Source organism: Olleya sp. AS48, assembly GCF_038900355.1.
Lineage (GTDB): Bacteria > Bacteroidota > Bacteroidia > Flavobacteriales > Flavobacteriaceae > Olleya.
In genome coordinates, this window is the sequence record NZ_JBBMRD010000002.1 from 38,620 (window position 1) to 57,640 (window position 19,021).

A 19,021-nucleotide genomic window follows, 5' to 3' on the forward strand; every position below is an offset into this window, starting at 1 on the left:
GACGTTTTTCAATTCAGAAACTTTTAAGTTTTGACGTTTTTAGAATTAAATAAGTTTGAAACTGCGTTGATAATACTAATTTTTTTAACCTTTAAACCTAAATAGCATTAGGAAACATATAATTAGTTTTAAGGCAAAAAAAAACCGGAATATATTCCGGTTTTTCATTTTATTTTAAGTAAAACAACTATTTCTAGTCATTAACGCTTAACTTAGTTATAGTTAAATACTCTACTTCTTCGTCATCACCTTCATCATTTACAATCATTTCTTTTTCTTTCTCGTAAGTGATAGTAAAGCTTGTTCCGATTAACTCATCAGAATCAAGATCAAAGTTTTCAAAAACATCTTCTGAAAGATAGTTAAATTCCATTTTTTCTGTCTTATCACCTTTAGTGATTGTAAATACGTAATTAGTATCCTCTACACCATCATAAACTCCAGATACTACTTGATTTTTTGAAATTGTAAAAGAACTTAAAGTTAGGCTTAAAAAAGCAATTGTTAAAACTAAAATTTTTGTTTTCATTTTAATACTATATTAAAGTTGATATTGTGTTAATGGGTTTCGGATTTTAGCCACCTCAAGTCCGAATCTGCTTTTAGTATTGTTTTCCTTAAAAACAATAACACGTGGTTTTACTTTAAATACGTTTAGTACTATCTGTTTAGATTATGAAACTATTTTTTTTAGTTTAAATTTTATTTTTTTTTAAAAATCGTGATCTTGCTCTTCACTTTCTTCTAATTGAGGGTCTTGTACTGCTTCTGGATCATCATCTTCAAAATCCTCGTAGTCATCCTCATCGTAGTTTTCCATTGTTTTTACCAATTTAGTGCTAACCTTAACTAGATATTTAGTGTCTTCTGTAGTTACTTCTACAGCTTCAATTAATTCGTTTTTAGCGTTTCTAAATTCGATAATATGATCTTCATCGTATCCTTCTGGGTATTTATCCACTAACAGCTTTAAAATTTCTGGTGTTAGCTTTTTAAAATCAACAATGACGCGTTTTAAATTGTCTGGCTTTTTCATTTTTTTATAGCAATTATAGTCCTAATATATATGCAAAGATAAGTGGTGCAACAATTGTTGCGTCACTTTCAACAATAAATTTTGGTGTATCAATATCTAATTTACCCCAAGTAATTTTCTCGTTTGGAACTGCTCCAGAATACGATCCATAACTTGTAGTTGAGTCGCTAATTTGACAAAAATAACTCCAAAAAGGTGTCTCTGTACGCTCCATATCTTGGTATAACATTGGTACCACACATATTGGAAAATCTCCTGCAATACCTCCACCTATTTGGAAAAATCCGATTCCTTTTTGAGAGTTGTCTGTGTACCAGTCTGCAAGAAAGGTCATGTACTCAATACCAGATTTCATTGTGCTTGCTTTAAGTTCTCCTTTTAATACATAACTAGCAAAAATATTACCCATTGTACTGTCTTCCCAACCTGGACATACTATTGGTAAGTTTTTTTCTGCTGCAGCATACATCCAAGAGTCTTTTAAATCAATCTCATAATACTCCTCTAAAACGCCTGATAATAACATTTTGTACATATATTCATGCGGTAAATAACGCTCACCTTTTGCTTCTGCATCTTTCCATATTTTTTCTATATGGTGTTGTAAGCGTCTAAATGCTTCGTGTTCTGGAATACAAGTATCCGTAACACGGTTAAGTCCTTTTTCTAACAAGTCCCATTCTTCTTGAGGTGTTAAATCACGATAGTTAGGTACACGCTTGTAATGTGAATGTGCAACTAAATTCATTATATCTTCTTCAAGATTTGCTCCTGTACAAGAAATAATATGCACTTTGTCTTGTCTAATCATTTCTGCAAAACTTTTACCAAGTTCTGCAGTACTCATAGCTCCTGCTAATGACACTAACATTTTAGCTCCATTATCCAATTGCGTTTCATACCCTTTTGCTGCATCAACTAAAGCTGCTGCATTAAAGTGTAAATAATGGTGTTGAATAAATTGTGATATTGGTCCTTTAGTACTCATCGTCTTCGTTAAATTTTGAACTATTATTTTTTTGTTTGTTACTGTCGTAAGTATTGTCATACTCGTCCTCTACGCCTTGATCCATAAACTTATAGCTTAGCATTTTATAGTATAATTTTGCTGCTAAAAAGTCTGATGATTTGTCAATTGTGTTTGGACATAACTCTACTATATCAAAACCTACCACATTTTTTTCTTCAAATACTTGTTTTAAAAACTCTAAGGTCTCATACCATAATAAACCACCTGGTTCTGGTGTACCAGTACTTGGCATAATTGATGGGTCAAACGCGTCTAAATCTATAGTAATAAATACGTTGTCCGTCATTTGATCAATTGCACTATCCATCCATGTATCATCAACAGCCATCTCGTGTGCGAAGTATGTTTTTTCTTCGTCCATAACTGTTTTTTCAATAGCATCCATAGATCTAATTCCAACTTGAATTAAATTAGTGGTTTGACTAGCTTCATAAACTGCACAAGCGTGATTACATTTAGAGCCTTCATACTCTTTACGTAAATCTGCATGTGCATCTAATTGTAACACAGTTAAGCTAGGAAACATCTCGTTAAAGGCACGAATAGTACCTATAGATACTGAGTGTTCTCCACCAAAAATAGTTACAAATTTATTTTTTTTAATATACTTTTTTGTTGCTTGATGTACTGCCTCAACCATAGCTTCTGGCGAGCTATTTTCTGAAACAGGATCTGCTAAAAAGACACCTTGTTGATAAACTTCGGTATCTGTTTCGATATCATAAAGTTCCATATTCTCTGAAGCATTTAAAAAAGCTTCTGGGCCTTTATCTGCTCCTTTTTGCCATGTACTAGTCCCATCATAAGGAACTGGAATTAAGACAATTTTTGCTTGTTCTAATTTTGCTAATTCTTCTGGAATACCAGCATAAGTTTTACTTTGCATAGCCTAAAATTTTAAGTAAGTCTTCACTTTTTTGTTGTTCTGAAAATAATGTTTTGGTGATGTTACCATCTTCGTCTTTGTCTATTAAAATATGTTTTGGTGATGGAATCAAACAATGTTGTAATCCTCCAAAACCACCTATAGTTTCTTGATAGGCTCCTGTATTAAAAAAGCCTATATATAATGGTTTGTCTTTATTGTATTTTGGTAAATAGATGGCATTCATGTGCTGCTCACTATTGTAATAATCGTCACTATCACATGTTAATCCGCCTAATAAAACACGCTCATAAGAGTCATTCCAGCGGTTTATGGCTAACATTATAAAACGTTTATTTATTGCCCAAGTATCTGGTAATGTTGTAATAAAAGAAGAGTTAATCATGTTCCACTTTTCACGATCGTTTTGTTGCTTTTGGTATAATATCTCGTAAATTGCGCCTCCACTTTCTCCTACTGTAAAACTTCCAAACTCTGTAAATATGTTTGGTACGTCTACTTCTTCGTCTTCACAAGTTTGTTGAATTTGATTAATAATTTCATCAATCATATACTCGTAATCAAAATCAAATGCTAAAGAGTTTTTAATTGGAAAACCTCCTCCAATATTTAAACTATCTAAACTTGGACAAATCTTTTTTAAGCTTGTGTATACTTTTAAACACTTTAATAATTCATTCCAATAATAGGCATTATCTCTAATCCCTGTATTGATAAAAAAGTGAAGCATTTTAAGCTCAATCTTAGGATTATCTTTTATTTGATTTTTGAAAAAAGGTACAATGTTTTTATATCCAATACCTAATCTAGAAGTGTAAAACTCAAATTTAGGTTCTTCTTCAGATGCTATTCTAATACCAACTTTAAAGTTACCTTCGATTTGTTCTGACAACAATTCTATCTCTTCATAATTATCAATAATCGGAATACAGTTTTCCTGACCACCATTAATTAATCTAGCAATATTTGTAACGTATTGGTCACGTTTAAAACCGTTACTTATTACAAATGTTTTATTTGTTATTTTACCTTCTTTTTTTAAATTTTCAACAATGTCAATATCAAAAGCCGAAGAGGTCTCTATATGTATATCATTTTTTAAAGCTTCATTTAAAACGTGTTTAAAGTGCGAGCTTTTTGTACAATAACAATAGTTATAACTCCCTTTATAATCATACTTTTTAATAGCATCACTAAACCATGATTTAGCGCGTTGTATGTTATTAGAGATTTGTGGTAGGTACGTAAATTTTAATGGTGCACCATACTCTTCTACTAACTCCATTAAATTGATGTCGTGAAATTGTAGGGTTTTTTCCTCTAGTTTAAATTCTGGTTGAGGAAAATCAAAGGTTTGACTTATTAAGTCTATGTATTTTGTATTCATTATTTTGTTTAGAAATTACTTTAAAGATAAAACATAATATTTTTATTATGCTGTTATGTCAAAATAATTCTATCAAATCTGAATTTTTAGCTCACAAGTAGGCATGAAGCCAAACTGATGCTGGCTAGCAAATATTGTAGTGAAAGCGGAAGTTAGCTTTAAAATTCGGTCACTTAATCTGTAAGCTGCTTTTGAATATGACTTCCTAATTTCCAAAAGCCCGAACATAGAAACAGAGTTCAAGGTGTTCAGCTAATATGATGCAAATGAAATACTTTTTTTTTAATTAAAAACTTTTTTTTGAAAAAAATAATATTTTTTTAAAGATTTGGTAACATCAGTATTTACAACCCTTTTAACGCTAAAAAGCGTCTTTTTTAACAATAAAAAAAGACGCTTTTTAAAATAAATACTGTTTGTTTAATCTAAATCTACTCTAACACCTAAAGATAAGTTGTTTTGATCCACTATTTGGTTTTTAAATATTGGTGCCAAATCATATTTAGCATACAAACTTAAATCCCCAAAACCTACATACGCACTTACACCATAGGTAAATGTATTTGTATTATAGCCTCTTCTAATGGTTTCTTCTACACGCTCTCCATCGGATTTGTAATTTAGCTTTTGTACTGCTTTTCCATTAACACCAACGTATCCACCTAAACCTATTTTAAATTTATCGTAATTATTATAACGGACTCTACCATCTTCGTACACTTTTTTATCCCAAGGTCCAAATTCAAAATGCACAGGAACAACAAGACTGGTTGTTCTAAACTTAGCACGTTTTAAATCGCCATCAAAACGTTGTAATGTGGTTTGATTACCTTCTTGCACAAAGTACATATCGTTTTTTATATCTAGTTTATTCCATTGTACTGAAAGCCCATATTTTAATCTTAAAAAATTAGACTCTTTAAAGACTCGCGTATTCCAAAGCCATCCTAATTCTACAAAGCCAGAACCACCTAATTTATATGGCGAGTCACTTAAGCTAACACCATCAATAATTGCGTTATTAAAACCCATTGCAAATAGTAATTGATTACCTGTGCGTATGTCTTGTTTTGGAGGTGTACGATTTGCTGTAACTCCGATTAACTCTTTATCTGATGCTCCAATTTTAATAGAAAAAACATTAACGTTTTCATCATCATCTTGCAGCTTCTTGTTGCGATCTAAAAACTCTAATCTATTAACAGCAATTGCGACTCTGTTTTCAATATTTAAAGCTCTTTTTTCTGCGACTTCTTTTTTTAAGCTTTCTGCTTCATCAAAAGTAATCTCATCCGCTTCCAATCTATCGTTAATTGCATCAATTTCAACTTTTAAAGCATCACGCTCTCCTGCAATAATCGCTTTTTTCAAGGTTTCAATTTTAGGAATTGTGTCATTTACTTGTGCGCTAATTTGGCTGACAGTAAATAAAATAATTAGATAAACTAAGTGTTTAGTAATGGTTTGCATAATTGTTCGTTTTTTTAATGATTAATTGATTTAAAAATCACGCTCTGCCACTGTTGTTTTTAATGTTTCGTAGCCTGATTTTACAGCATGAAACAAACGATTTTTTAGAGATTTTTCAGATTTCATCTCTACATCTTCCAACAATGAGTTAGCGTCAATTTTTTCTGGTTTATAAGTAGTGTAGTTGTTTTGCACATCTGAGTATGCCTCTTTTAATAATAGGTCAGCTTCAGATGTTATTGTTGTCGTTTGACTGGTATTATCAATAGGTTTTTGTAAATTAGTAGCAGATGCTATAGTTACTTTATCTTCCGACTTAGTATTGTCATTTACAACCAAAACAGTATTAGATTTATCTGCTTCAACACTTTGTACTGTTGTTTTGTTTTTATTTGTTACCGCTTCATGTTTTGGTTTAACATTTACCTTATCAACGACTACTTCTGGACTTGTTATTGTTTTAGTTACTTTATTTTGCTTGTTAATTTGATTGATTTTACTTGGTAACAGTATTTCATTTTTAACATCCTCAACAACTACATTAATTGGATCAGGTTTGTCATTAAAAATAAAAATTGCCATAAATACACCTAGAAAAGTAGCTGCAATACTAAACCACCAAAACGGGAATTTTCGTTTGTTTTTTTGATTATCTAATTGCGTATCTAGTTGGCTCCAAGCTATTTTGCTTGGTGCAATTGTGCGACGCTCTAGCGTGTCTTTTAATTGCTTTTCAAATTTATTTGGTGCCATATTCTTTAATATTTAATATCTTAATATTGTCCTGCAGCATTTTTCTTGCTTTAAATAATTGAGATTTTGACGTCCCAACGCTTATGTTTAAAAGTGTTGATATCTCAGCATGTTTATAACCTTCAATTGCGCACATTATAAAAACCATTTTATAACCCTCTGGCAAATTGTCTATTAATTCTTGAAGTTGTGCCACATCATATTGTTGCGATGCTTCATCTTGAATCTCGATGTGTTGATAATCTTCATCTACAAACTGAATCGTCTTTTTTTGTCTTAAAAAAGAGATAGCCTCTCTAACCATTATACGTCTAATCCAACCTTCAAAACTGCCTTCATGTTTAAAGGTTTTTAAATTAGTAAACACTTTTAAAAAACCATTTAACATGACCTCTTCTGCATGTTGCATATCCTTTATATAGTAACGACATACACTTAACATTTTAGGTGCATGCAACTCAAACAATACGTGTTGGGCTTCACGATTATTCTGAGCAGCTTTTTTAATTAGCTTAACTTCGTTATTAAATAAGGTAACGACTTTCACAAATAGTGTTGTTTAGTTTGGTCTTCTATTTATAAAGACGCAAAAGCTTTTAAGAAGGTTGCCTGAAGTATGAAAAAAAATTATTTTTTTCTTTCTATGACATAATTCACCATTAACTCAAGCGAGTCTTTATATTCTGATTTAGGAAAACTATTTAGCAGTAATAATGCCTCTTCCTGAAATGCTTTCATTTTTGAAACAGCATAGTCCAATCCTCCATTGTCTTTTACAAATTGGATGACTTGATTAACCCGTTTTCTATCTGTGTTGTGATTTTTAACCGAATTGATTAACCACTTTTTATCCTTTTTAGAACAATTGTTTAATACGTAAATTAAAGGTAAGGTCATTTTTTGTTCCTTGATATCAATACCAGTAGGTTTACCGATGCTTTGGGTACCATAATCAAACAAATCATCTTTAATCTGAAATGCCATACCTATCAACTCTCCAAACTTACGCATACTTTCTACCTCAACAGAATTAGGTTTTACTGAAGCTGCTCCAAGACTACAACAGGCAGCAATAAGTGTTGCAGTTTTTTGTCTAATAATTTCATAATAAACAGCTTCTGTTATATCTAGTTTTCTAGCTTTTTCTATTTGAAGTAATTCGCCTTCACTCATCTCTCTTACAGCAATAGAAATAATTTTTAAAAGATCAAAATCATTATTATCTATTGATAGTAATAATCCTTTTGATAATAAAAAGTCACCAATTAAAACTGCTATTTTATTTTTCCATAGTGCATTTATAGAGAAAAAACCACGACGCTTATTACTATCATCCACGACATCATCATGCACTAATGTTGCTGTATGAATCAACTCTATCACAGATGCTCCTCTATACGTCCTTTCACTAACCTCACCATTAGACACCATTTTTGCTACTAGAAACACAAACATTGGACGCATTTGTTTTCCTTTACGATTGACGATGTAATAGGTAATCCTATTTAACAGAGCAACTTTAGAGGACATGGCAAGCCTAAATTTTTGCTCAAAAAGATCCATCTCAAAAGCAATAGGCTGTTTTATTTGTTCTGTTATCTTCAAAATAATGGTGTAACTTTTAGTAATATCAAAAATACGAATAATCTAATGGATTGAAATGTTAATAATTCGCAATATTTATACTAAAAAAAGCTAGTGCTTTAATTTTGTGGTATATTTAAAGCATATTAATCCTTAAACACACACACATGAAAAAAATTACATTTTTATTTTTATTTCTTACTGCTTCAATTGCATTCGGTCAAGTTTTGATTGATGAAGATTTTAATGCAGGTTTAAGCACACCTGCTGGCTGGTCTAATACTGATCTTGCTAATGGAGGTGTTTGGTCTTTTAATAACACCGGAGAAGCTCCTGGATTTGGAGTAGGAAACGTTGTTTTGTATGACGAAGGTTTTTCTGGAAGTTATCCAATTTTTGATAGTGATATTTTGGGTAATGATGGTGAGGCTGAAGATACTTATTTAGAAAGCCCAACTTTTGATGCTTCTGCATTAACAGATGTACAGTTAACATTTAATCATGTTATTCGTGCAGAATTTGGTGGTAATGGTTTTGTTGAAGTATTTGATGGTACTGCTTGGGTACAAGTGGTTTTATTTAACAGTACAAATAACACAAGTGGAGCCAACGAACTTGATTTTGGTTTTAAATCTTATGATGTATCTGCACTATTAGCAGGTGTCAGTAATGCAAAAGTTAGATTTAGATGGGTTGGAGATTATTCTTATTTTTGGGCTTTTGATAACGTAAAGGTTTTTGCTTGTACAGAAACTGCTGCACCAATTGCTGCAACAACACCTACTCCTACCAATGGAGCTACAAATATCCCTGTGGATATTACTGGAACAACGCCTTTAATTACTCCGTTTAACTGGACTGCTGGACCATCTGCAACCGTTTTTAACTTGTCTTTGGGTACAGATCCTGCTGGTACAAATATTGGTACTATACCAGGAGCGACTAATGGAAACGGAATTACTTTCAACTGGGCTTATAACACTACATACTATTGGTCTATAGAGTCTTTTAATTGCTTTGGGTCTACTGCTAGTGCTGTTTGGTCTTTTACAACTGAGACTGATCCTGCTTTATCTACTGATGAGTTTACATTAGATAATAATTTTAGCGTTTATCCTAATCCTGCTAGTGATGTTATAACTATTAAAACAAACTTAGCTATTAAATCTGTTGAAGTATACAACCAATTAGGACAACTGGTAATTAACAGAAAAGGCACAGATATTACTGAAAACTCAATTAATGTAGCCTCTTTAAATAATGGTATTTACTTAATAACAATTAATACTCAAGACAAAAAGCAAACGCTTAAATTTGTTAAAGAATAACCTTGTTATAGTTATAAAAAAAAAGCGACTTTCAATTGATTTGAAAGTCGCTTTTTTAATGTTTAAACTATTTTTTTAACTATTCTTTGTTAGCTAATTGTCCACATGCTGCGTCAATATCCTTACCTCTACTACGTCTTATAGTTACGGTTATGTTATTTTCTTCTAAAACACTTTGATACATATCTATTGCTTGTGATCTTGCTTGCTGGAATTGACCATCGTCAATAGGATTGTATTCTATAATATTGACTTTGCTTGGTGCAAATTTGCAAAACTGCACTAATGCATCAACATCTTTGCGTTTGTCATTAATCCCTTCCCAAACCACATACTCATAGGTGATGCGATTTTTTGTTTTCTCGTACCAATAGACTAATGCTTCTCTTAAATCTGCTAACGGAAATGTTGCATTAAAAGGCATTATGGATGTTCTGACCTCATCAATTGCTGAGTGTAGTGAGACTGCTAATTTAAACTTAACCTCATCATCAGCCATTTTTTTAATCATTTTTGGCACTCCTGATGTAGATACCACAATACGCTTTGGCGACATGCCTAATCCTTCTGGTGATGTTATTTTATCTATTGCTTTAAGTACGTTATTGTAGTTCATTAATGGTTCTCCCATTCCCATAAATACAATGTTACTTAATGGTCTGTCAAAGTATAATCTACTTTCTCTGTCAATTGCTACTACTTGATCGTAAATCTCGTCTGGATTTAGATTACGCATACGTTTTAATCGTGCTGTTGCACAAAATTTACAGTCCAAACTACAGCCTACTTGACTTGACACACAGGCTGTGGTCCTGGTTTTTGTAGGTATTAAAACAGACTCGACTATTAAGTCATCGTGCAATCGTACTGCATTTTTTACTGTACCATCACTACTACGCTGCATAACGTCTACTTTGATATGGTTTATAACAAAGTTATCTTCTAGCATTTGACGCGTGTCTTTGGATAGGTTGGTCATATCCTCAAAGGTGTGTGCACCTTTGCTCCATAGCCACTCGTATACTTGATTTCCTCTAAAGGCTTTATCGCCTTCTTTTTGGAAAAAGTCCCTAAGTTGGTCTTTGCTTAATGCGCGTATGTCTTTTTTCTTGATTTCCATTGGATTGCAAAAATAGTGAATCGTTTATTGATTTACGAATTACGATTGACGATTTACTGTAGATTATTTTAAAACTGGTCTTTGGGTTGTGCATTAGCGATGGAGACATTTGTTGAAGCTCTTGCTTTTGCCTTAAAGCAAATGCAAAGCGACTGTCGAGAGCGCGACCCTTGGGTAATGCCATAAAAAAAACCTCTTTTACTTATTAAGGCTAAAAGAGGTTTTGATTATTTATTTGGAAAGGATTAGATGATTAACATCGCGTCTCCATAACTGTAAAATTTATACTTTTCTTTTACTGCTTCTTCGTATGCTTTTTTCATGAAGTCGTGTCCTGCAAATGCTGACACCATCATTAAAAGTGTTGATTTTGGCGTGTGGAAGTTAGTAATCATTGCGTTTGCGATGCTAAAGTCGTATGGTGGAAAGATAAATTTATTGGTCCATCCTTCTACTTCGTTTAGTGTTCCGCTTGATGACACTGAGCTTTCTATTGCACGCATTGCTGTTGTACCTACTGCGCAAATGCGACGTTTTTCTTTTTTAGCGTTATTGATAATCTCTACTGCTTTAGCTTCAATTTTAAGCTCTTCGCTATCCATTTTATGTTTAGATAAATCTTCCACTTCTACTGGATTAAAAGTCCCTAAACCAACGTGCAAAGTTACTTCTGCAAAGTCTACACCTTTGATTTCTAAACGCTTTAATAAGTGCTTAGAAAAGTGAAGTCCTGCTGTTGGAGCTGCTACTGCACCTTCTTCTTTTGCGTAGATGGTTTGGTAACGGTCTTCGTCTTCTGGCTCTACTTCTCTTTTAATATATTTTGGTAAAGGTGTTTCTCCTAACTCTTGTAGTTTGATTCTAAACTCTTGGTATGATCCATCGTATAAAAAACGTAATGTACGTCCTCTAGATGTTGTGTTGTCAATAACCTCTGCTACTAACGTCTCGTCATCACCAAAATAAAGTTTGTTACCAATACGTATTTTACGTGCTGGATCTACTAATACGTCCCAAAGACGTTGTTCTTGGTTAAGCTCGCGTAATAAAAACACTTCGATTCTTGCTCCTGTTTTTTCTTTGTTACCAAATAAACGTGCAGGAAATACTTTGGTGTTGTTAAGAATCATCACATCTTTCTCGTCAAAATACTCGATTAAGTCTTTAAACATTTTGTGTTCGATAGTTTGCTCTTTTCGGTTTAATACCATCAAACGAGACTCGTCTCTGTTTTCTGCAGGATATTCTGCTAATAGCTCTTCAGGTAATTCAAAATTGAAGTGTGATAATTTCATTTATTAATTAGTTGTTAAGTTAACAAGATTGCAAATATACAATCTGGAGATAGGCGTTGTCAAGTAAATGACCAATTATTATTTATTAAACACTAAAAATGAAGCCTAAAGCAGCCAAATCGTCCCAAAACGTTGGGTAAGATTTAGAGACTACTTTTGAGTCTTCTATAATTATTGGAACTTTTAAGGCTAATGGTGCAAACGCCATAGCCATCCTGTGATCGTTATAGGTTGCTATTGTAACATTTTGATGTCTATTAGTCGCTTTTTTTAATGTTAAGCTATTATCTGTAATAGCTACTTGTCCTCCTAGTTTTTCAATTTCGGTTTTTAAGGCGACTAAACGGTCTGTTTCTTTAATTTTTAGTGTATGTAATCCTGTTAAATGACAGTCTAACCCTAGTCCAAAAGCAGTAACCGAAATAGTTTGTGCTATGTCTGGTGCATTTTTTAAATCGAAATTAATTATCGTATCTGGTGATGTAGCTTCGGTTTTTTGAAGGACAACTGTATTATTTTTAAAGGTTGTGGTCACACCAAATGCGTTATAAATTGTCGCTAAAGCGGAATCTCCTTGCAGGCTATTTTGCTTATATGATGATAACGAAAATGTTGTACCTATTGCAGACATTGCTACTATACTATAAAAATAGGATGCTGATGACCAATCACTTTCTACGGTTAATTGTTGCGTTTTATTTGCTAGTTGCTGTTGTGGGTAAATGGTAATTACATTATCCTGAAACTTTGTTTTTGTACCGATTTCTTCCAATAAGCTTAACGTCATTTTAATATATGGTACAGATGTGATATCGCCTTCAAGGGTTAATTCTAATCCGTTTTCTAATTTTGAAGCCACTAATAATAGTGCTGATATATACTGACTACTTACATTAGCTTTAAGCGTAACTTTATTTTTAGTTAACTTTTTACCAGTAATTAGTAATGGTGGAAACCCTTGGTTTTCTTTATAAGTTATATCTGCTCCTAATTGATTTAAGGCATCAACCAAAATAGCAATAGGACGTTCTTTCATACGCTTAGATCCTGTAAGCTCTATTGTTTTGCCTTCTTGTGTTGAAAAATATGCTGTTAAAAATCGCATCGCTGTTCCAGCGTGATGTATGTCTATAACAGTATCTTTTGACGCTAAAGCTTTAGCCATTAATACCGAATCGTCACTGTTTGAAATATTATTTATTTTAATTTCGGGATATAAAGCTTGCAACAATAACAGTCTATTAGATTCGCTTTTTGACCCAGTAATTTGGATAGCGTTTGTTTGATGTATTGTTGATTGGTGTAAATGTAAATTCATATGTAAAGGATTTCTGTAATAACAGAAATTAGTACTTTATTTTAATTTTTGATTGTTGTGATGTCTGTCGTGATCACGCTTAGTTTTAAGGTCTAACTTTTTATCAAAAGCTTCCTGAAGATCTATTCCTGTTTGGTTTGCCAAACACAATACTACAAACATAACATCTGCCAGCTCTTCTCCTAAATCTTTATTTTTATCAGATTCTTTTTCGCTTTGTTCACCATAGCGTCTAGCTATAATACGTGCAACTTCACCAACCTCTTCTGTTAATTGAGCCATATTGGTAAGCTCGTTAAAATAACGAACACCATGATTTTCAATCCAATTATCTACCTCTAACTGTGCATTTTTAATGTCCATTTTTAAACTGTTTTAAGTACTGTTTTTCAATTTATAAATTTACTACTATTTGAATAGTGTAACTAGTTTGTTTTAATAAATATGTATAACGAAATACGTTTTTATAATTACCTAGTTTTATGCTTTAAATAGTTTGTAATACTATTTTTGAAGCATCGTGCTTAGCTACTTCAGCTCTAAACAACCTATAGGCTTTATAGTCTTCTTTACTGAAATCTCCTTTATTTATTATTAACTTTCTGTTGTACACTAAGGTGTTTTCATTATTTTTTGTAATAGAAAATTGATATGATCCAAACTTGTTTTTTATAGTGACATCCTCTTGTAGCGCTTCTATTTTTAAATTTTCAGGTAATATTATTGTGTATTGATCAGTATCTATAAACCCTCTATTAATTTTAAACGGTAATTTACGATTAGCATATTTTGGAGGTATTTTTTTTGATTTATTAAATAGATTGGGTTCAAACAATAATCTGTTACCTACTTTTTTAGCATAGTTTTTGGCATTTAAAGCAATTTGCTCTTCAAACTCAATATTATCTTTGTTATTATTAAATAACAAATTAGTTATTTGAATATTATTAATACCATCAAAATTATCTTTATAATCTAGTATATTTTCTTTTTCGGTTTGTGCTTCTAACCTTCTATATTTGGAATATTGCGTGCCTTTAGATTTAATGTTTATTTCAGCAATAATACTTCCGCTATTATCTAAATTAACCGTCGCATTAGTCACTTGAGAATTCTCATTGGTTTCATAGGCTTTGGTATGTACTATTTGACCTCCTGTTGGTGTAACTATAAGCACATCTCTGTCATCCGTAAAATTAGCATTATAACCAAACGGAACGGTTTGATCTGTACACTCTAAAGTAATATAACTATTATTATCTGGAATGGATAAAATTGCATGATTACCTTGTAAGGATGAGAAAGAAGTATCTATATCTCTTATATCTGAGTCTCCATAAACAATGGTATAATAAGACTGCACACCAACAACATCTAACAAGGCCTTAGTGTAATTGGACAATCCTTTGCAATCTCCATAACCCAACCTATCTACGTCACTTGCCAACATAGGCTTCCAACCTCCAATACCTATTTGAACACTTATATAGCGTGTTTTGTTTTGCATATAATTGTATACAATTTTGGCTTTTTCTAAAGGCGTTTTTGCGTCTGCAGTAAGGTTTAAAATTTCTAATTTTACTGTTTCTGGTAACTCTTGGGTTCCTGCAATTAACTTATCATTAATCCATTTTCCAAACTCATTCCAATCTTTGTTTTCGCCTTCTACACTTTCCATACTAAACTGTTTTAGCGCAAATTTAACAGAGGGAACTGTTTCTGTAAACGATGGACTATAAGCTTCATAGTTTATAGCAGGAATGTTTTTAGCTTCATAGTAGAATTCAGACTTTTTTTCAATTTTAAAACTATCCAAGTTTGTTTCTTTATAGCTTAATTGTATCTCAGAATTATTAATGATTTTTACCGAAGATTGTTCTGTACTTAAGTGATAGCCTTCTATTGGATACCATTGTGGTAAAAATGCAGTGTTTGTTGATACTGTTTCTAAGTTAAAAACAATAGTATATGGATAAGCGCTTGGTGTATAATCTATACGTTTGGCTCTATTATCATTAAAAATTGAAATACCATCTGCTACACTTACATCCAAAAAATCTCTTTTTTTGTACTTTTTAACCTCTTTTCCAAAAGCATCATATATTACAGCCTCTAGTGTTTTTATGGATTTAGAATCGTCATAATACACATATGCACCTTCGTGTTTTTGACCATATTTATTAAGGACAGTAACAGCACGTTTCTGGTTTGTAATTAGCTTATCCTTAGCGTCAATAGTAATTTCGGTATGACTAGATCTAATAATTGCATTGGCATTTTTTTTTAAATCCGAATCAATTAGAAGTGCTTGATATGTATCCTGAGCAAAAGTATTTATGGAGAAAAAAAGTATCAAAAAAATACTTCTAAATAGTGTAGTTGTAGACATTTAAAATAATTAAACTCTAATATATAAAATTTGTAGAAAATGTAAAACACATAACTTGAATAAATCCTGTAATTACGCTTACTTTATTACTTAGTTTTTGTTTTAAAAATTAGTGGCCTAACTAAAGTTTCAAATAAACCCATAGCCACTCCAAAAAAGATAGACATATTAATTATTTGATTATTTGTATAATCAGATTTTACAAAATAATTAATTAGATAACTTAAAACTCCGTAAAACAATGCGGAAACAAAAAATGTAATTACCTTTTTTTTCATGCTACTCTTTATTTTTAGAATCTATAATGATAGTTACTGGACCATCATTTAACAACTCCACTTTCATGTCTGCGCCAAACTGACCTGTTTGTACAGGTTTATCTAAAACAGATTGTAATTGCTTTACAAAAGCTTCATACAAAGGGATTGCAATATCAGGTTTTGCAGCCTTGATATAACTTGGTCTATTTCCTTTTTTGGTACTTGCATATAGTGTAAATTGGCTTACAACCAACGCCTCACCATTTATGTCTATTAATGATTTATTCATAACTTGATTGTCATCATTAAATATGCGACAATTAGCAATTTTGTTGACTAACCAATCCATATCATCTTGCGTATCTTGCTCTACAATACCTAGTAAAATTAGTAGTCCACTGTTAATATTAGCTACTAAATCACCTTCAATAGTTACGCTTGCTTTACTAACTCTTTGAATGACTGCTTTCATTTATTCTTGATTCCAGATATCGGTTCTGTAATGTTCCTCGTCTCCTTCTACAATTTGTACATAACTTTTATATCGTGATGCTGCGATTTCATCTTTTTCTAAAGCATCTTTAACAGCACATTTAGGTTCTTCGATATGTAAACAGTTATTAAACTTACAATCTTGTTTTAAGGCAAAAAATTCTGGAAAATAGTCTCCAATTTCTTCTTTTTCCATATCTACCACACCAAACCCTTTTATTCCTGGTGTATCAATAATTTTAGCATCAAAACTTAAGTCAAACATCTCTGCAAAAGTTGTGGTGTGTTGACCTTGCATGTGTTGCATGGATATGGCTTTAGTTTTTAGGTCTAAAGCTGGCTCTATAGCATTGACCAATGTTGATTTTCCAACACCAGAATGACCAGTAAACATACTTACCTTGCCCTCCATTAAGCCTTTAACTTGCTCTAGATTTTTTCCGGTCGTAGCCGAAATACCTATACATTCATAACCAATTTGACGGTATACATGAGCTAAATACCTTACCTCATCTAAAGTGTCTTGATCGTAAGTATCAATTTTATTAAATAATAAAACCGCTTTAATATCATAAGCCTCTGCTGTTACTAAAAACCGATCTATAAAACTTGTAAATGTTGGTGGATTATCAATAGTAACTAACAAAAACACTTGGTCAATATTTGACGCAATAATGTGTGTTTGTTTGGATAGATTTACGGATTTACGGACAATATAGTTTTGCCTGTCATGAATGGTGTTAATTACACCTGTTTCTTGATCAGACTTTGTATCTAATTCAAAATCCACAAAGTCTCCAACAGCAATTGGATTTGTGCTTTTAATACCTTTAAGTCTAAACTTACCTTTTATTCTACACTCGTAAGTTTGACCTAATTGGGTCTTTACTGTGTACCAACTACCTGTAGATTTGTATACGCGTCCTGTCATTACTACAAATATGAAAATTATTATCCTCTATTCCTACAAAAATCAGCACCAAATGGCATCCTTTGTCGGTTTAAAATTTTTATTAACTTCGTGTCTTAACATAAACTTATATCATGAAAAAAAACTATTTATTTATCGCATTAGCCATTGTTGGCTTTATTTCATTCTCATTTATTACTAAATCTGACAAAAGAGGTCAGGTAGAGTATAAGGTTGTAACTGTTGTAGAATCTATAGTACCTAATGGTTTGGGTCGTTCTAGAATGATATCTGCAAATGAAACTAAAGACTACAAAGAATTTACAACTGTGCGCTCTGATGATAAAGATTCTGATGAAAAAAACAAATCTAAAAGAAATGAAATCAGAGTTAAAAATTATGACGAAACTAAGCTATTAAATTTTTATAATTTAGGTGGAATTAGATTTCAAAATATAGCTGCCAACGATGCTGTTATGACTTCAAAAGTTAACGATATGGTTGCTCAAGGATGGGAATTAGCTTTTATAAATACTGGTGTTGAAAGTGAAGGTGGAAAAGGCGATGGAAAAGGTATTTTTATTACTAGATACACGTTTAAAAGAACACTTTAAAACACAAAAAAGCCTCTTAAATTTAAGAGGCTTTTTTTTATATTCAAAATTAAAATTATCCTTTTATAATTTTTTCTTGATGATTAATTGATTCTTGGTGAATTGCCTTAAACATTTTTAAGATAAACTCTTCACTTAGACCTTTAGACTCACCTTCTAAAACCATTTTTCCTAAAATCTCGTTCCAACGTTTGCTTTGTAAAACTGCAACGTTTTTCTCTTTTTTAAGACCTCCAATTCCGTCAGCAATTTTCATACGCTTACCTAAAGCTTCGATAATCTGATTATCTACAACATCAATTTGTGCTCTTAGGTTAGTTAACTCTTGATTGTATTCTGCTTCTGGATCAGACTCTTTTCTAATCTTTAAATCTACCATCATTTGGATTAATGATGTAGGTGTAACTTGCTGTGCAGCATCACTCCACGCGTTATCAGGATCTGTATGCGTTTCAATCATTAATCCATCAAAATTTAAATCTAATGCAGTTTGAGAGACATCAAAAACCATATCACGTTTTCCAGTAATATGCGACGGATCGTTTATTAACGGTAAATCAGGAAATCTGTTTTGAAACTCGATAGCAATTTGCCATTCCGGAATATTTCTATACTTCGTTTTTTCGTAAGTAGAAAATCCTCTATGGATAGCACCTAAGTTTTTAATACCTGCAGTATATAATCTTTCAATACCACCTAACCATAACGCTAAGTCTGGATTTACTGGATTTTTAACCAATACAATTTTATCTGTTCCAGCTAATGCATCTGCTAATTCTTGCATGATAAATGGACTAACTGTAGATCGTGCACCAATCCATAGTAAATCAACATCATTTTCGATAGCCAATTTTACGTGTGCAGCATTAGCAACTTCAGTACAGGTTTTCATACCTGTTTCTTCTTTAACTTTTTTAAGCCAATTTAAACCTAAAGCACCAACACCTTCAAACATTCCTGGTCTTGTACGAGGTTTCCATATACCTGCTCTAAAATAGCTAACATCAGTATCTTTTAGCTCGTGTGCTATTTTTAATACTTGCTCTTCTGTCTCTGCACTACATGGTCCAGCGATTACTAATGGATGATCTAACTTCATGTCATCCAACCAGTTTCTCATTTCTTTTTTATTTTCCATAATCTTCTAAT

At 32.1% G+C, this 19,021-nt stretch carries 20 protein-coding genes; 2 read left to right on the forward strand and 18 right to left on the reverse strand.

The genetic code is table 11. From position 1 onward, the window contains the following. Window positions 1–193: 193 nt before the first annotated feature. From WNY60_RS03270 to WNY60_RS03310, 9 genes are all read right to left on the reverse strand, one after another. On the reverse strand, window positions 194–529 hold the full coding sequence (locus tag WNY60_RS03270; RefSeq protein ID WP_145006310.1) for a hypothetical protein: 336 nt from the start codon (window positions 527–529) through the stop codon (window positions 194–196). 183 nt (window positions 530–712) lie between these two features. Then, entirely contained in the window at window positions 713–1,036 is a 324-nt protein-coding gene (locus WNY60_RS03275; protein WP_145006307.1) for a hypothetical protein, read from the reverse strand. A 13-nt stretch (window positions 1,037–1,049) separates the two neighbouring features. Continuing rightward, on the reverse strand, window positions 1,050–2,024 hold the full coding sequence (locus tag WNY60_RS03280; RefSeq protein ID WP_099567961.1) for a deoxyhypusine synthase family protein: 975 nt from the start codon (window positions 2,022–2,024) through the stop codon (window positions 1,050–1,052). Further along, window positions 2,014–2,952: an agmatinase gene (speB, locus tag WNY60_RS03285; RefSeq protein WP_099567962.1), complete on the reverse strand. Its 939-nt coding sequence runs from the start codon at window positions 2,950–2,952 to the stop codon at window positions 2,014–2,016. Before speB ends, WNY60_RS03280 begins: the two co-directional genes overlap by 11 nt. Further along, complete coding sequence (locus WNY60_RS03290) at window positions 2,942–4,339, reverse strand: arginine decarboxylase (protein ID WP_145006304.1); 1,398 nt, start codon at window positions 4,337–4,339, stop codon at window positions 2,942–2,944. Before WNY60_RS03290 ends, speB begins: the two co-directional genes overlap by 11 nt. 420 nt (window positions 4,340–4,759) lie before the next feature. Continuing rightward, a complete protein-coding gene (locus WNY60_RS03295; RefSeq protein WP_342861514.1) occupies window positions 4,760–5,809 on the reverse strand; it encodes a hypothetical protein in 1,050 nt (349 codons plus the stop codon). 30 nt (window positions 5,810–5,839) lie between these two features. Next, window positions 5,840–6,562 carry a hypothetical protein gene (locus tag WNY60_RS03300; protein ID WP_342861515.1) on the reverse strand — a complete coding sequence of 241 codons (723 nt, stop codon included), beginning with the start codon at window positions 6,560–6,562 and terminating at the stop codon, window positions 5,840–5,842. Next, window positions 6,549–7,109: an RNA polymerase sigma factor gene (locus WNY60_RS03305; protein WP_342861516.1), complete on the reverse strand. Its 561-nt coding sequence runs from the start codon at window positions 7,107–7,109 to the stop codon at window positions 6,549–6,551. Before WNY60_RS03305 ends, WNY60_RS03300 begins: the two co-directional genes overlap by 14 nt. 80 nt (window positions 7,110–7,189) lie before the next feature. Next, entirely contained in the window at window positions 7,190–8,167 is a 978-nt protein-coding gene (locus WNY60_RS03310) for a polyprenyl synthetase family protein (RefSeq protein ID WP_145006292.1), read from the reverse strand. A gap of 146 nt (window positions 8,168–8,313) precedes the next feature. Here WNY60_RS03310 and WNY60_RS03315 point away from each other — a divergent pair, with 146 nt between their 5' ends. Next, on the forward strand, window positions 8,314–9,474 hold the full coding sequence (locus WNY60_RS03315) for a T9SS type A sorting domain-containing protein (RefSeq protein ID WP_145006289.1): 1,161 nt from the start codon (window positions 8,314–8,316) through the stop codon (window positions 9,472–9,474). A 79-nt stretch (window positions 9,475–9,553) separates the two neighbouring features. Here the strand turns inward: WNY60_RS03315 and rlmN are convergent, their stop codons facing one another. The 8 genes from rlmN to rsgA all read right to left on the reverse strand — a co-directional run bounded on the left by rlmN (window position 9,554) and on the right by rsgA (window position 17,279). After that, the gene (gene rlmN, locus WNY60_RS03320; RefSeq protein ID WP_292947100.1) at window positions 9,554–10,594 is read right to left on the reverse strand and encodes a 23S rRNA (adenine(2503)-C(2))-methyltransferase RlmN; all 1,041 of its coding nucleotides are present in this window, start codon (window positions 10,592–10,594) and stop codon (window positions 9,554–9,556) included. 245 nt (window positions 10,595–10,839) lie between these two features. Further along, on the reverse strand, window positions 10,840–11,889 hold the full coding sequence (gene queA / locus WNY60_RS03325; protein ID WP_145006283.1) for a tRNA preQ1(34) S-adenosylmethionine ribosyltransferase-isomerase QueA: 1,050 nt from the start codon (window positions 11,887–11,889) through the stop codon (window positions 10,840–10,842). A gap of 85 nt (window positions 11,890–11,974) precedes the next feature. After that, entirely contained in the window at window positions 11,975–13,207 is a 1,233-nt protein-coding gene (locus WNY60_RS03330; RefSeq protein WP_342861517.1) for a 3-phosphoshikimate 1-carboxyvinyltransferase, read from the reverse strand. Between the two features lie 36 nt (window positions 13,208–13,243). Then, window positions 13,244–13,570, reverse strand: coding sequence for a nucleotide pyrophosphohydrolase (locus tag WNY60_RS03335; RefSeq protein WP_145006277.1), 327 nt, complete (start codon window positions 13,568–13,570; stop codon window positions 13,244–13,246). 124 nt (window positions 13,571–13,694) lie between these two features. Further along, window positions 13,695–15,596 (reverse strand): DUF3857 domain-containing protein, encoded by a 1,902-nt coding sequence (locus tag WNY60_RS03340; protein ID WP_145006273.1) that lies wholly within the window; start codon window positions 15,594–15,596, stop codon window positions 13,695–13,697. A gap of 86 nt (window positions 15,597–15,682) precedes the next feature. Then, window positions 15,683–15,874 carry a hypothetical protein gene (locus WNY60_RS03345; RefSeq protein ID WP_145006269.1) on the reverse strand — a complete coding sequence of 64 codons (192 nt, stop codon included), beginning with the start codon at window positions 15,872–15,874 and terminating at the stop codon, window positions 15,683–15,685. Between the two features lies 1 nt (window position 15,875). Then, a complete protein-coding gene (dtd, locus tag WNY60_RS03350; RefSeq protein WP_342861518.1) occupies window positions 15,876–16,328 on the reverse strand; it encodes a D-aminoacyl-tRNA deacylase in 453 nt (150 codons plus the stop codon). Continuing rightward, window positions 16,329–17,279 carry a ribosome small subunit-dependent GTPase A gene (gene rsgA / locus WNY60_RS03355; protein WP_145006263.1) on the reverse strand — a complete coding sequence of 317 codons (951 nt, stop codon included), beginning with the start codon at window positions 17,277–17,279 and terminating at the stop codon, window positions 16,329–16,331. A 113-nt stretch (window positions 17,280–17,392) separates the two neighbouring features. On the opposite strand from rsgA, the gene WNY60_RS03360 reads away from it, so the two are divergent. Further along, window positions 17,393–17,872, forward strand: coding sequence for a hypothetical protein (locus WNY60_RS03360; RefSeq protein WP_342861519.1), 480 nt, complete (start codon window positions 17,393–17,395; stop codon window positions 17,870–17,872). A gap of 55 nt (window positions 17,873–17,927) precedes the next feature. Here the strand turns inward: WNY60_RS03360 and WNY60_RS03365 are convergent, their stop codons facing one another. Continuing rightward, window positions 17,928–19,010 carry a bifunctional 3-deoxy-7-phosphoheptulonate synthase/chorismate mutase type II gene (locus WNY60_RS03365; protein ID WP_145006257.1) on the reverse strand — a complete coding sequence of 361 codons (1,083 nt, stop codon included), beginning with the start codon at window positions 19,008–19,010 and terminating at the stop codon, window positions 17,928–17,930. Window positions 19,011–19,021 lie beyond the last annotated feature (11 nt).

Coding starts and splice junctions, on each gene's coding strand:
- WNY60_RS03270 (WP_145006310.1), bottom strand. CDS start 529: ATGAAAACAAAAATTTTAGTTTTAACAATTGCTTTTTTAAGCCTAACT.
- WNY60_RS03275 (WP_145006307.1), bottom strand. CDS start 1,036: ATGAAAAAGCCAGACAATTTAAAACGCGTCATTGTTGATTTTAAAAAG.
- WNY60_RS03280 (WP_099567961.1), bottom strand. CDS start 2,024: ATGAGTACTAAAGGACCAATATCACAATTTATTCAACACCATTATTTA.
- speB (WP_099567962.1), bottom strand. CDS start 2,952: ATGCAAAGTAAAACTTATGCTGGTATTCCAGAAGAATTAGCAAAATTA.
- WNY60_RS03290 (WP_145006304.1), bottom strand. CDS start 4,339: ATGAATACAAAATACATAGACTTAATAAGTCAAACCTTTGATTTTCCT.
- WNY60_RS03295 (WP_342861514.1), bottom strand. CDS start 5,809: ATGCAAACCATTACTAAACACTTAGTTTATCTAATTATTTTATTTACT.
- WNY60_RS03300 (WP_342861515.1), bottom strand. CDS start 6,562: ATGGCACCAAATAAATTTGAAAAGCAATTAAAAGACACGCTAGAGCGT.
- WNY60_RS03315 (WP_145006289.1), top strand. CDS start 8,314: ATGAAAAAAATTACATTTTTATTTTTATTTCTTACTGCTTCAATTGCA.
- rlmN (WP_292947100.1), bottom strand. CDS start 10,594: ATGGAAATCAAGAAAAAAGACATACGCGCATTAAGCAAAGACCAACTT.
- queA (WP_145006283.1), bottom strand. CDS start 11,889: ATGAAATTATCACACTTCAATTTTGAATTACCTGAAGAGCTATTAGCA.
- WNY60_RS03330 (WP_342861517.1), bottom strand. CDS start 13,207: ATGAATTTACATTTACACCAATCAACAATACATCAAACAAACGCTATC.
- WNY60_RS03335 (WP_145006277.1), bottom strand. CDS start 13,570: ATGGACATTAAAAATGCACAGTTAGAGGTAGATAATTGGATTGAAAAT.
- WNY60_RS03340 (WP_145006273.1), bottom strand. CDS start 15,596: ATGTCTACAACTACACTATTTAGAAGTATTTTTTTGATACTTTTTTTC.
- WNY60_RS03345 (WP_145006269.1), bottom strand. CDS start 15,874: ATGAAAAAAAAGGTAATTACATTTTTTGTTTCCGCATTGTTTTACGGA.
- dtd (WP_342861518.1), bottom strand. CDS start 16,328: ATGAAAGCAGTCATTCAAAGAGTTAGTAAAGCAAGCGTAACTATTGAA.
- rsgA (WP_145006263.1), bottom strand. CDS start 17,279: ATGACAGGACGCGTATACAAATCTACAGGTAGTTGGTACACAGTAAAG.
- WNY60_RS03360 (WP_342861519.1), top strand. CDS start 17,393: ATGAAAAAAAACTATTTATTTATCGCATTAGCCATTGTTGGCTTTATT.
- WNY60_RS03365 (WP_145006257.1), bottom strand. CDS start 19,010: ATGGAAAATAAAAAAGAAATGAGAAACTGGTTGGATGACATGAAGTTA.